Here is an 11,398-nt window from a genome sequence, read left to right as displayed (position 1 = left end):
TGAGTACAACTGGCACCGCCCCCATGCCAGCCTGGATTACAAACCGCCGGTTAGCCGGTTGGGGCTTTCCGTGAACAACCTGGTGGGTTTACACACCTAGCACCTAGCACCTAACAGCAGGTAGGCCCGATATAGCACCCTTCGGGCATAAACTCCGCGGTATCGGGCATTTCCCGGATTGCCGGACACCTCTTCGCTATGTCCGGCCTACTTTCTTTGGGGAGTGATGAGTGCCGAGGAAACAAAAGAAAAAGCCGGACAATGCCCGGCTTTTTCTTTGCTTCGTCCCTCGTCACTCGTTACTCGTCCCTGCCAGCATGCTGCGCAGGCTGGCGATGTGGGCTTGCCCGCGTTGCTGGCGCTCTTCGGGATCCATCTCCACGCCTTCGCCGGACCATTTGAGATCTTCGTCCGGTAACTCGTCGATGAAACGACTGGGGCTGCACTCCTGCATTTCGCCGTGACGCTTGCGCTGGTTGGCGTAGGTGAACGTCAGGGTTTTCTGGGCCCGGGTGATGCCGACATAGGCGAGACGGCGCTCTTCTTCCAGACTCTCCTCCTCGATACTGCTGCGATGGGGCAATAGCATCTCCTCCATGCCAACCAGATAGACATGGGGAAACTCCAGTCCCTTGGCGGCGTGCAGGGTCATCAAGTGCACCCGGTTGCCGCGCTCGTCTTCCTCGTTGCGATCCAGCGTGTCGAGCAGGGTCAGTTTCGTCACCAGTTCATTGAGTGAGGCGTCCGGATTGGCCTTGGCCAGGCGTTCGAACCAGTTGGCCAGTTCGTTGACGTTCTCCAGCTTGCGCTCGGCAATGATTTCGTCACGGCTGTTATCCAGCAGATAGCGCTCGTAATCGATATCAACGATCAGCCGTTTGACCACCGAGGCGGGAGCGTCACCTTCGGCCTGATGTTGCAGATCCAGGATCCAGTGACAGAAGCGTTGCAGCTTCTCGGCGGCCCGGTCGCTCAGTACCTGGCTCAGGCCAAACTCCATGGCAGACACGAACAGGCTGTGGCCGCGGCCCATGGCGTACTCGGTCAGCTTCTCCAGCGTCGCGGGGCCAAGCTCGCGGCGCGGGGTGTTGATAATCCGCCGAAACGCATTATCGTCATCCGGATTGGTAATCAGTTTGAGATAGGACATGATGTCCTTGATCTCGGTATAGGCGAAAAACGAGGTACCGCCGCTCAGGTAATAGGGAATGTCGTGTTCGCGCAATGCCTGTTCAAATAATCGTGATTGATGGTTGCCGCGATAGAGAATCGCATAATCGGCATACTGGGTCCGCTGTACGAACATGTGATGCATGATCTCCGAGACCACCTGTTCCGCCTCGTGCTGATCGTTGCGGGTGCGAATCACCCGGATCGGATCGCCGTAACCCAGCTCGCTCCACAGGCGTTTTTCGAAGACATGCGGATTGCTGGCGATCAGCCGGTTGGCGGCCTTGAGGATACAGCCGGTGGAGCGGTAGTTCTGTTCCAGCTTGATCACTTTCAGGTTGGGGTAGTCCTGCTGCAGCAGTGACAGGTTCTCCGGCTGGGCACCTCGCCAGGCATAGATGGACTGATCGTCGTCGCCCACCACGGTCAGATTGCCCCGCACGCCGCACAACTGCTTGACCAGTTCGTACTGGGTGGAGTTGGTGTCCTGGTACTCGTCCACCAGAAGATGGCGAATGCGGTTCTGCCAGCGTTCGAGTATCTCCGGGTGTTCGCGAAACAGGATCACCGGCAGCATGATCAGATCATCGAAGTCGACCGCGTTGTAGGTCTTCAGGTAATGGCGGTACTGTTCGTAGAGCAGGGCCGCGGTGGTCTGGTTGACGTCCCCGTCGGCCAGCTGCAGCGCCTGTTCGGGCAGGACGAACTCGCTTTTCCAGCGCGAAATCTGCCACAACATGCGTTCGGCCTGACCGCCGTCATCGCCGAAGGAGCGTTTCATCAGCTCCTTGAGCAGATGCGTGCTGTCCGCGCTGTCGTAAATGGAAAAGCCGGCTTTGTACTCCAGCGCCTTGTATTCGCGACGCAAAATATCCAGACCCAGGGTATGGAAGGTGGAGACCCGCAGCCCCTTGCCGGCGTCGCCGCGCAACAGCTTGCCAACCCGCTCTTTCATCTCCCGCGCCGCCTTGTTGGTGAAGGTGACCGCGGCGATATGCCGCGCGTCGATGGCGCAGGCCTGGATCAGATAGGCGATTTTGTGGGTGATAACCCGGGTCTTGCCACTGCCGGCCCCGGCCAGGACCAGGCACGGTCCGTCAATGTGGCGCACGGCCTGGTTTTGTCGGGGATTGAGAATCGTGGACATGAACGCTGACAACTCCTGCTGAGCGGACATTGTAGTGGGGGTGGACGGTGCGGTCGATATTGACATTCGGGCCCGGATGGCGCAGCGTTCGGTTGCCGGTTCGATAATCCAAGTTATTGTTTAATAAAGGTTAATTCCCCGGCCCTGCGTTGTTCCAAAAAACCAGGGATGTTAGTATGTGGCACTGTTTACATAGAGTCAGCCTGTCTGTTGGCCGGCACCACTGCCGCCACACAATCCGCTATTCGTCCCCCTGTCCTGTCCTGCCCCGCCCTGCGGGGCGGACGTGTCTTTGCGACGAGCAGGCTGCCCCGGATTCTGGAGAATGACATGACCAGCGTAATGTCACTGCCCGAACAACGAGCGTTTGCCGAAGAGCCGTTCGAGCCACGCCGCTTTCTGGTGTATACCGAGCGGCACCTGGACAAGATCGCGCCGTTGAAAAAACTGACACCACAGCAGCGCTTCGAAATGCGGGTGGTCGCCAGTGTGCTGCCTTTTCGGGTCAACCAGTATGTGATCGACGAGCTGATCGACTGGAACAATATTCCGGCCGATCCGGTTTTTCAGCTGACTTTTCCGCAGCGTGGCATGCTGGCCGAGACCGATTTCGCGCGCATGGTCGAGGCCCTGCGTGGCGGGGACAGGGCCGGGATCCAGGCGGTGGCCCGTGCGATCCGTGCCGGACTCAATCCCCATCCGGCCGGCCAGCAGTTGCTCAATGTCCCGCAACTGGATGAACAGACCCTGGACGGCATTCAGCATAAATACCGCGAGACCATCCTGTTTTTCCCCAGCCAGGGCCAGGTCTGCCATTCCTATTGCTCCTTCTGTTTCCGCTGGGCCCAGTTTATCGGCGACAAAGAGCTGCGCTTCTCCGCGAAAGAGGCCGATCAGCTGCATGCCTACCTGGAACAGCATAAGAACATCAGTGATCTGCTGGTTACCGGCGGCGATCCCATGGTGATGAAGACCCAGCACCTGGTGAACTATCTTGAGCCGCTGACGCAGCCGCAGTTCGATCACATCCAGACCATTCGTATCGGCACCAAGTCGCTGACCTTCTGGCCGCAACGTTATGTCACCGACGAGGATGCCGACGAACTGCTGGATCTGTTGAGCCGGCTGGTCAGGGCCGGCAAGCATGTGGCCCTGATGGCCCATTTCAATCACTGGCGGGAGATGGACACCGACATCGCGCGCGAGGCGATCCGCCGGGTCCGCGAAACCGGCGCGGTGATTCGCACCCAGGCCCCGCTGTTACGCCACATCAATGACGATCCGCAAATCTGGGCCGACATGTGGCGCGAACAGGTTCGCCTGGGACTGGTGCCCTATTACATGTTCGTCGAGCGTGACACCGGGGCGAAGCAGTACTTCGAGGTGCCGCTGGCCCGCGCCTGGGAAATCTACCGCGAGGCGATGCAGCAGATCTCCGGCCTCGGCCGCACCGCCCGCGGCCCCTCCATGAGCGCCGGTCCCGGCAAGGTGGAGATCCAGGGCGTCAGTGAAATCAACGGCGAGAAGGTCTTCGTTCTGCGCTTCATCCAGGCCCGTAACCCCGACTGGGTTCAGCGCCCCTTCTTCGCGCAGTACGACGAAAACGCCACCTGGCTGGATCAGCTCAAGCCGGCCTTCGGCGAGGAAAAATTCTTCTTCGAGGACGAATACCAGGCGATGCTCGCCGGCGAGATCAATCCGCGGGTCGTCTGACCGCCCGGCCCGAAGGGCCGGGAGTGCCAAGGGACGAGGTACGAGTGACGAGGAAATAATTTCTCAAGGCCCGTTTTATACAAAGCCTCGTCCCTAGTACCTCGTCACTCGTCCCTGTTATGTCGGATGACTGAAATGCCCGTGCCGGGCGCGGTGCATCATGTAGCGGAAATCATCCCCGCTGACGTGAACCAGTTCGGCGTGATCGCCGGCTTCGAAGTAGACATCCGGCGATTCTTCCAGGGTCTCGTCCACCGCCGCGTCATAGCCGTAGGCCTCGGCGAGGGGGGGAATGGCGCCTTTGGAGCAGTCGTCGAACAGAGCCGCGATCTCTTTTTCCGTTGCCAGATGCAGGCTGCGATTCAGATTGCGGTTGAGTTCGTCCAGATCCAGTTTGTGCGAGGCGGGCACGATCGCCACCAGATAGCCCTGCTCGTCTTTGAGTACGATGGATTTGGCGAACTGGCGTCCCGGGACATGGGCCATGGCGGCGGTGCGCAGGCTGCCGGTGACGAAGGGGTGATGCAGCAGTTCATAATCGACCCCCTTCCATTCCAGATATTCCAGAAGCCGTAATGACATGGTCATGATGAATTCTCCTCATTCATCGACACCCTTTAACTATAGCCCACAATCCTCGGCTGCAAAGTCGTCATAGGCATGATAAAAATGACACACAATCCGGATAACCATAGCGGTCATTATGCCGAGCGAAGAACTACGATTTATCACCGCCCCCGACGGCGTGCGGCTGGGCTACAAACTGGTCCGCCAGGGGCCGCAAGCGCCCACGCTGGTCATGCTCCACGGGCTGGCGAGCAATCACAGTCGCTGGAGCGAATTTGTGGGCAACACCGAATTGCGTCGGGACTGGAACCTGCTGCGCCCCGATCTGCGCGGTCACAGCTATTCGATGACCCGCAAGACCTATCACCGTGAACACTGGGTTGATGATCTGGCCGCGGTCCTGCAGCAGGAAAAGCTGCATAACGTGGTGATCCTCGGTCACAGTCTCGGCGCTCAGATCGCCATGGATTTCGCCCTGCGTTACTCAACGCTGTGCGGCGGGCTGATTCTGCTGGATCCGGTCTTTCCCGAACTGCTGCACGGAAAGCTGGGCAAGGCCCGGCGCTGGCGGCCGTTGTTGTGGCTGATCGTCAGGTTATTACGCCTGGGGTACGCACTGGGACTGGGCCAGCGCGAATTTCCGATCCGCGATCTGCATGCGCTGGATGTGAAGACCCGCGAGCTGCTCAAGCAGACCTCGGCCAGTGAAATTGCCCGGCTGTATACCAACCCGCGGGTGGATCTGGAGTTCATTCCGCTGGCCAACTATCTGCAGGATGTGCTGGAGGTGGTGCGCCCGCTACCCGACTATACCCGGATTACCCGGCCGGTGCGGGTGCTGCTCTCCACCGGCACCTCCCTGAGCGATCACAGCACGCTGGAGGCGAAGATCGCCCGCATTCCGCACAGCGATATTGTGCCGGTGCACTGCAACCACTGGCCCATGACCGAAAAGCCCGAAGAGGTGCGCGAGATCATCGAGACCACCTGTCGTCAGTGGCAGGCGCAGCTCTAGTAGGGCCCGGGCTCGGTGGCCTGGAGCAGGGGGCGGTCCAGCCGCCGATAGGCAATCGCCTCGCTGATGTGGGCGCCGGTGATCTGTTCGGCACCGGCCAGATCGGCGATGGTGCGCGCCAGTTTCAAGACCCGGTGATAGGCCCGCGCCGACAGCCCGAGACGGGCGATCGCCGTTTGCAGTAGCCGCGCCGGTTCTGCGTCCAGCCGGCAGATCGCTTCCAGGCGGGGGTTATCCAGTTGCGCATTGGCGACGCCGCTGCGCGCCAGTTGCACCGCCCGGGCCACCTCGACCCGCCGGCGTACCGTGGCGCTCTCCTCTTCGCGGTTGTCGCTCTGCTGATGGAGCACCTCCAGCGAGACACTGGGGACCTCGACGTGCATGTCGATCCGATCCAGCAGGGGCCCCGAGAGTTTGGCGCGATAGCGAGCGACCTGATCCGGGGTACAGCGGCAACGCCCGCTGGCATCGCCGTAATAACCGCAGGGGCAGGGGTTCATGGCCGCGATCAGCTGAAAGCGGGCCGGGAAGTCGGCCTGGCGGGTCGCCCGGGAGATGGTAATCATGCCGCTCTCCAGCGGCTCGCGCAGTACCTCCAGCACCCGGCGATCGAACTCGGGCAGCTCGTCCAGAAACATCACCCCGTGATGGGCCAGGGAGATTTCGCCCGGGCGCGGGTGGCTGCCGCCGCCGACCAGCGCCACCGCCGAGGCGGTATGGTGGGGCGCGCGAAACGGGCGCACCTTCCAGCGGGTGCAATCGAAGCCCTGATGGCTGATGGACTGCACCGCGGCGCTCTCCACCGCCTCCTCGTCACTCATGGTCGGCAGGATGCCCGGCAGGCGCCGGGCCAGCATTGACTTGCCGGTCCCGGGCGGGCCGACCAGCAACAGGCTGTGGCCGCCGGCGGCGGCGATCTCCAGTGCGCGGCGGGCCTGATGCTGGGCGCGCACCTCGGCCAGATCCGGTTCCCGCTCGGGGGCGCGGGCGCTGACGGGAGGCTGCTCGGGCAGGGCGAGGCGTTGCTGCCCCACCAGATGGGCGCAGACCTCGCTCAGGTGGGCGGCCGGCAGGACCTCGGCCTCCTGGATCAGGGCGGCCTCGGCCAGATTCTCCGCCGGCAGAATCAGACAGCGCCGGGCCTGGCGGCTGTGGATGCTGGCGGGCAGGGCGCCGCGCACCGGGCGCAGCGCGCCGCCGAGGGCCAGTTCACCGAGAAATTCATAGCGGGCGAGGGTGTCGATCGGCAGCTGGCCGGAGGCGGCCAGGATGCCCAGGGCGATGGCGAGATCGAAGCGGCCACCCTCCTTGGGCAGATCGGCGGGGGCCAGATTGACCGTGATGCGACGGGCGGGGTACTCGAAGCGGCTGTTGAGCAGGGCCGCGCGCACCCGGTCCTTGCTCTCCTTCACCTCGGTCTCGGGCAGGCCGACGATGGACAGACCGGGCAGACCGTTGGAGAGATGGGTTTCCACGCTGACCAGCGGGGCGTCGACGCCGCACTGGGCGCGGGTATAGACCACTGCAAGACTCATGACATAGTCCCTTGTCCGAGGCAGGCCGGTGGTGGCCTGCAAGCTTTCCCTGTCGTCCCCCGATTTTTATACGAACCGCCGGGGGATGCAACCGATCATGAAGGTCGGCACAAAATAACGCAGAGTTCGCGGAGACGCAGAGGCGCGGAGAAATCAATTTGAAAAGATTTTAATCTCCGCGGCTCCCGCACCCAAACAGCGGGCATAAACGCCTTTGCGTGCTCCGTGTTGAAAATGCACCCTGATGCGAACGGGGGCGGCTCTGGCTGGTTGGCTGGATCGGATTCGTAGGGGGCTATTTTGGAGTTGGTTCAGTATTATTCAGCGCCTGTTCCAGGGCGGCGACCTGCTGTTCCAGGGCCTCGAGTTTACTGCGGGTGCGCAGCAGCACCTCGCGCTGGATGTCGAACTCCTCACGGGTGACAAGATCCATCTGGGAGAGGGTGCGCTGCAGGGCCGCACGCAGCTGTTGATCGGCCTCCTGCTTCATCTCCTGAAAACCCTGGGGCAGGGCATTCATGATGCGGTCGACCAGTTGTTCGATATCCGGAGTCTGCATTGGGGCGCCTGTGCGGGATAGTGGATGAGGTTATTATTATAATCGTTCTGTTCGGTGGGTAAATGCACCGTCGGCTAAATCCCGACACTTCGGGAGCACATGAGACATCTTGCAAGCAGCCCTGCTGCGGGCCGCCGGCACCACTCTGCCCGGAGCCGAACTGACCGGTAACCTGGGCGCGACAGCCAACTATCTCTGGCGTGGCGTGACCCGGACCGATGACGACGCAGCCGCAGGGCGGTATCGACTATACCCACGAGACCAACCTCTATGCCGGTGTCTGGACCGCCAATTACGGCAATGGCAACGGCTATGAATCGGATCTGTACGGCGGTTTTCGCGGGTCCGCCGCAGGTATCCCCTTGGATGCCGGTATGATTATGTATCGGTACCCGGTGGCGAGTAGGATAATGATGCCACCGAGCGTTACGGCCGTGTGGATAGTGCTCAGGTTACTGCTATGGCGGCATTGACTCTCGGCAAAGACGGAGCCTCACAGGACAATGATCTCCATATGAGTGTCGATACCGATATTGAGCTGCGCAAGGCACTGTAGCTGACCTGTTGTTTGGCATGTATGAATTCGATGACCCTGCGCAGGAAGATTATCGACACTTTCGTGCCGCGTTGAAAAAAGGAGTTTATCTTTGCTCTGGATAAAATGCGGCCTTGGGCACCTTGAAGGGTGAGTTTGATCTTTAAATAAATTTCCCGGTTCACGCATACGGTGCTGTCGCGCTTGCGAGCCAGCCTTCATGGTAGTACCGGTTAAAATCAAAATGGTCGGTAATTCGAAACACCTGTTTGGATAAAAACAGATAAAGAAATCACCAGCGAACACCCTGAACAGCGCTTTGGTGTGTTCAGTGGTCCCCTCGTTCAGAACAGTCTCTAACTGCCAGTCGCCCGGTGAACCGGTTGCACCGCAATGGTGCGACTGGCCACGCCATGATCCTTTTCTGCGCACAAAGAGAGTGCGTCCCACATTGAAAACATTAACAAGTGTTTGTTTTTTAATGACAAACAAGATCTGGCACGCCCTTCGCAATAGCCTGTACAGCACATGTTTTCTTTTAACACTTCACTGTATGGGGAAAAGACCAATGAGAAAGGCAAATGCATTACTTATCGGCAGCGTTCTGGCTGCCTCCACTGTCGCGAGTAACCTGGCTGTCGCGGAACTGAGCGGTAACGTCGGGTTTACGTCCAACTATATCTGGCGAGGTGTCACTCAGGGCGCCGATGATTCGGCGATCTCCGGAGGGATCGACTACGCCCATGAAGCGGGTCTTTACGTCGGGACCTGGGTTTCCTCGCTCGGTGGCGACAGTCAGTACGAACAGGATCTCTATGCCGGTTACGGCTTTGATGCGGGGCCGGTCGGTCTGGATCTTGGTTATATCCGTTACATGTATCCGGTTGACAGCGCGGTCGAGGATGATTTTGACGAGCTGTACGTCAATGCCAGTTATGAAATGTTCAGTGCCGGCGTGGCTATGACCGTGGATACCGAAGCCAACAGTCAGTACGAGGATGACCTGTATATGTATGTTGGTGCTGATTTCGAAGTCAAGGAAGGTCTGACCCTGGGACTTCTTTACGGCGATTATGATTTTGATGATCCCTCGTCAACTGATTACAGCCATTACCAGGCCAGCCTGAGCAAGGATGATTTTGTATTTGCCTACGAGCAGAACGACATGGATGGTGCCGATGGTGACGCCCGTTTCACCATTTCCTATAGCAAGAGCTTTGATCTGTAAACGATTTGTTTGAGTAAGCTTAAAACCATTCGCCCACCTTCGGGTGGGCACTTTTTAAGGAGGCAAGACCATGAAAATGGTTATGGCAATCATCAAGCCCTTCAAGCTGGATGATGTGCGCGAAGCGCTTTCCGAGATCGGGGTACAGGGTATCACCGTCACGGAAGTCAAGGGCTTCGGCCGTCAGAAAGGGCATACCGAGTTATATCGCGGGGCGGAATACGTTGTGGATTTTCTGCCCAAGGTGAAGATCGAGGCTGCTATCGATGATGCTCTGGTTGACCAGGTCATTGAAGGCATCTCCAAAGCTGCCAATTCCGGCAAGATCGGTGACGGCAAGATCTTCGTATCAGACATTGAACAGACAGTTCGTATCCGTACCGGTGAAACCGGCGCAGATGCGCTGTAAGACTTGAGGAGAGGCTTAAGATGGAAAACCAAATTTTCCAATTGCAGTATGCCATCGATACCTTCTACTTCCTGGTCTGTGGTGCGCTGGTTATGTGGATGGCCGCCGGATTCTCGATGCTCGAGGCCGGTTTGGTGCGTTCCAAGAACACCACGGAAATTCTGACCAAGAACGTAGTTTTGTTCGCGATCGCCTGTACCATGTATATGGTCTGCGGTTATGCGATTATGTACGGCGGGGGTTACTTCCTGTCGGGTATCGCCGGTGGTGATTCGCTGGTAGCGGACGCGTTGAGTCTGTCTGCCGAGAACGGGTTTGACGGTGGCTCGGTCTATTCCGGGGCGTCGGACTTCTTCTTCCAGGTGGTGTTTGTGGCCACTGCCATGTCCATTGTCTCCGGTGCGGTAGCCGAACGCATGAAGTTGTGGGCGTTCATGCTGTTTGCCGTGGTCATGACCGGTTTCATCTATCCGATGGAAGGTCTGTGGACCTGGGGCGGCGGAGACGTGTTCGGCATGTACAACCTGGGTGATCTCGGCTTCGCCGACTTCGCCGGTTCCGGGATTGTGCACATGGCCGGTGCCGCGGCGGCCCTGGCGGGCGTCCTGGTGCTCGGTCCGCGCAAAGGCAAGTACACCGCCGATGGCAAGATCAACGCCATCCCCGGTGCCAACCTGCCGCTGGCGACCCTGGGGACCTTCATCCTGTGGATGGGCTGGTTCGGCTTCAACGGCGGTTCCGTGCTCAAGCTGGGCGATATGGCCAGTGCCAATGATGTGGCCATGGTATTTTTGAATACCAACGCCGCGGCAGCCGGTGGCGTGATCGCCGCGCTGATTGTCGCTCGCATGCTATTCGGCAAGGCCGATCTGACCATGGCGCTCAACGGCGCCCTGGCCGGTCTGGTGGCCATTACCGCCGGCCCGGATACCCCGACGCCGTTACTGGCGACCCTCATCGGTGGTGTCGGTGGTGCGCTGGTGGTCTTCTCCATCGTCACCCTGGACAAGCTGAAGATCGACGATCCGGTCGGTGCCATTTCGGTCCACGGCGTGGTGGGTATCTGGGGACTGCTGGCGGTACCGATTACCGGGAGTGCCACACTCTTTGGACAGATCATCGGTGCGCTGACGATCTTCGTCTGGGTCTTTGCCGTCAGCCTGATCGTCTGGCTGGTGATCAAGGCCATCATGGGGGTTCGGGTCAGCGAAGAGCAGGAGTACGAGGGCCTGGATCTCGCCGAATGCGGGATGGAAGCCTATCCCGAGTTCACCGGCACGCGCGGTTCCGGTATGTAACAACAACGGCAGGAAGCCAAAACAAAAAGGGCGCCCTCGGGCGCCCTTTTTTATTCTCTTTTCAGATATTCTGGAAGAAACGCAGAGGACGCGGAGGCGCAGAGCCGCAGAGTAAAAATTTTATCCAGGTGGTCTCTAAGTCCTAGTGCAATACCATAATACCTTAACCCAAGGGGGTGTTGCATGTCAGAGCACTACAAACGTATTACAATGATGGAACGA

Annotated in this window: 11 protein-coding genes and 1 pseudogene; 7 read left to right on the top strand and 5 right to left on the bottom strand. The window is 59.4% G+C overall.

Annotated features, from left to right (window positions below):
- A pseudogene (locus EDC23_RS14385) lies at window positions 1–100 on the top strand (IS481 family transposase); the annotation flags it as partial.
- Window positions 101–292: 192 nt separating this feature from the next.
- Here EDC23_RS14385 and rep read toward each other — a convergent pair.
- Window positions 293–2,317, bottom strand: a complete 2,025-nt coding sequence (gene rep, locus EDC23_RS14045) for a DNA helicase Rep (RefSeq protein WP_134085472.1) — start codon at window positions 2,315–2,317, stop codon at window positions 293–295.
- Between the two features lie 330 nt (window positions 2,318–2,647).
- Between rep and EDC23_RS14040 the strand changes: the two genes are divergently transcribed.
- On the top strand, window positions 2,648–4,030 hold the full coding sequence (locus tag EDC23_RS14040; protein WP_134085470.1) for a KamA family radical SAM protein: 1,383 nt from the start codon (window positions 2,648–2,650) through the stop codon (window positions 4,028–4,030).
- Window positions 4,031–4,147: 117 nt separating this feature from the next.
- Here EDC23_RS14040 and EDC23_RS14035 read toward each other — a convergent pair whose 3' ends face one another.
- Window positions 4,148–4,618 (bottom strand): aminoacyl-tRNA deacylase, encoded by a 471-nt coding sequence (locus tag EDC23_RS14035; RefSeq protein ID WP_134085468.1) that lies wholly within the window; start codon window positions 4,616–4,618, stop codon window positions 4,148–4,150.
- Window positions 4,619–4,733: 115 nt separating this feature from the next.
- Here EDC23_RS14035 and EDC23_RS14030 point away from each other — a divergent pair, with 115 nt between their 5' ends.
- A complete protein-coding gene (locus EDC23_RS14030) occupies window positions 4,734–5,612 on the top strand; it encodes an alpha/beta fold hydrolase (RefSeq protein ID WP_134085466.1) in 879 nt (292 codons plus the stop codon).
- On the opposite strand, the gene EDC23_RS14025 is transcribed toward EDC23_RS14030, so the two are convergent.
- A complete protein-coding gene (locus EDC23_RS14025) occupies window positions 5,609–7,147 on the bottom strand; it encodes a YifB family Mg chelatase-like AAA ATPase (RefSeq protein WP_134085464.1) in 1,539 nt (512 codons plus the stop codon). The genes EDC23_RS14030 and EDC23_RS14025 overlap by 4 nt on opposite strands.
- A 295-nt stretch (window positions 7,148–7,442) precedes the next feature.
- The gene (locus tag EDC23_RS14020) at window positions 7,443–7,706 is read right to left on the bottom strand and encodes an accessory factor UbiK family protein (protein WP_134085462.1); all 264 of its coding nucleotides are present in this window, start codon (window positions 7,704–7,706) and stop codon (window positions 7,443–7,445) included.
- 218 nt (window positions 7,707–7,924) lie between these two features.
- Between EDC23_RS14020 and EDC23_RS14015 the strand changes: the two genes are divergently transcribed.
- Window positions 7,925–8,179 carry a TorF family putative porin gene (locus EDC23_RS14015; protein WP_208321401.1) on the top strand — a complete coding sequence of 85 codons (255 nt, stop codon included), beginning with the start codon at window positions 7,925–7,927 and terminating at the stop codon, window positions 8,177–8,179.
- Between the two features lie 20 nt (window positions 8,180–8,199).
- Here the strand turns inward: EDC23_RS14015 and EDC23_RS14010 are convergent, their stop codons facing one another.
- A complete protein-coding gene (locus EDC23_RS14010; protein ID WP_134085460.1) occupies window positions 8,200–8,733 on the bottom strand; it encodes a hypothetical protein in 534 nt (177 codons plus the stop codon).
- Window positions 8,734–8,809: 76 nt separating this feature from the next.
- On the opposite strand from EDC23_RS14010, the gene EDC23_RS14005 reads away from it, so the two are divergent.
- The 3 genes from EDC23_RS14005 (at window position 8,810) to EDC23_RS13995 (ending at window position 11,176) form a co-directional block, all read left to right on the top strand.
- Window positions 8,810–9,469: a TorF family putative porin gene (locus EDC23_RS14005; RefSeq protein ID WP_166668883.1), complete on the top strand. Its 660-nt coding sequence runs from the start codon at window positions 8,810–8,812 to the stop codon at window positions 9,467–9,469.
- 70 nt (window positions 9,470–9,539) lie between these two features.
- On the top strand, window positions 9,540–9,878 hold the full coding sequence (locus tag EDC23_RS14000) for a P-II family nitrogen regulator (RefSeq protein WP_134085456.1): 339 nt from the start codon (window positions 9,540–9,542) through the stop codon (window positions 9,876–9,878).
- A 20-nt stretch (window positions 9,879–9,898) separates the two neighbouring features.
- Window positions 9,899–11,176 (top strand): ammonium transporter, encoded by a 1,278-nt coding sequence (locus tag EDC23_RS13995; protein WP_134085454.1) that lies wholly within the window; start codon window positions 9,899–9,901, stop codon window positions 11,174–11,176.
- Window positions 11,177–11,398: the final 222 nt, after the last annotated feature.

It is taken from the genome of Thiohalophilus thiocyanatoxydans (genome assembly GCF_004366735.1).
GTDB classification, from domain to species: Bacteria; Pseudomonadota; Gammaproteobacteria; order UBA6429; family Thiohalophilaceae; genus Thiohalophilus; species Thiohalophilus thiocyanatoxydans.
Note: the sequence above shows the minus strand (reverse complement) of the source record. Positions and strands in the feature narration are given on the sequence as shown.

Bases quoted from the DNA above. Each gene is read 5' to 3' on its own strand.
- EDC23_RS14035 (WP_134085468.1), bottom strand. From the start codon at position 4,618: ATGACCATGTCATTACGGCTTCTGGAATATCTGGAATGGAAGGGGGTC.
- EDC23_RS14005 (WP_166668883.1), top strand. From the start codon at position 8,810: ATGAGAAAGGCAAATGCATTACTTATCGGCAGCGTTCTGGCTGCCTCC.
- EDC23_RS14000 (WP_134085456.1), top strand. From the start codon at position 9,540: ATGAAAATGGTTATGGCAATCATCAAGCCCTTCAAGCTGGATGATGTG.
- EDC23_RS14025 (WP_134085464.1), bottom strand. From the start codon at position 7,147: ATGAGTCTTGCAGTGGTCTATACCCGCGCCCAGTGCGGCGTCGACGCC.
- EDC23_RS14030 (WP_134085466.1), top strand. From the start codon at position 4,734: ATGCCGAGCGAAGAACTACGATTTATCACCGCCCCCGACGGCGTGCGG.
- EDC23_RS14015 (WP_208321401.1), top strand. From the start codon at position 7,925: ATGACGACGCAGCCGCAGGGCGGTATCGACTATACCCACGAGACCAAC.
- EDC23_RS13995 (WP_134085454.1), top strand. From the start codon at position 9,899: ATGGAAAACCAAATTTTCCAATTGCAGTATGCCATCGATACCTTCTAC.
- EDC23_RS14040 (WP_134085470.1), top strand. From the start codon at position 2,648: ATGACCAGCGTAATGTCACTGCCCGAACAACGAGCGTTTGCCGAAGAG.
- rep (WP_134085472.1), bottom strand. From the start codon at position 2,317: ATGTCCACGATTCTCAATCCCCGACAAAACCAGGCCGTGCGCCACATT.
- EDC23_RS14020 (WP_134085462.1), bottom strand. From the start codon at position 7,706: ATGCAGACTCCGGATATCGAACAACTGGTCGACCGCATCATGAATGCC.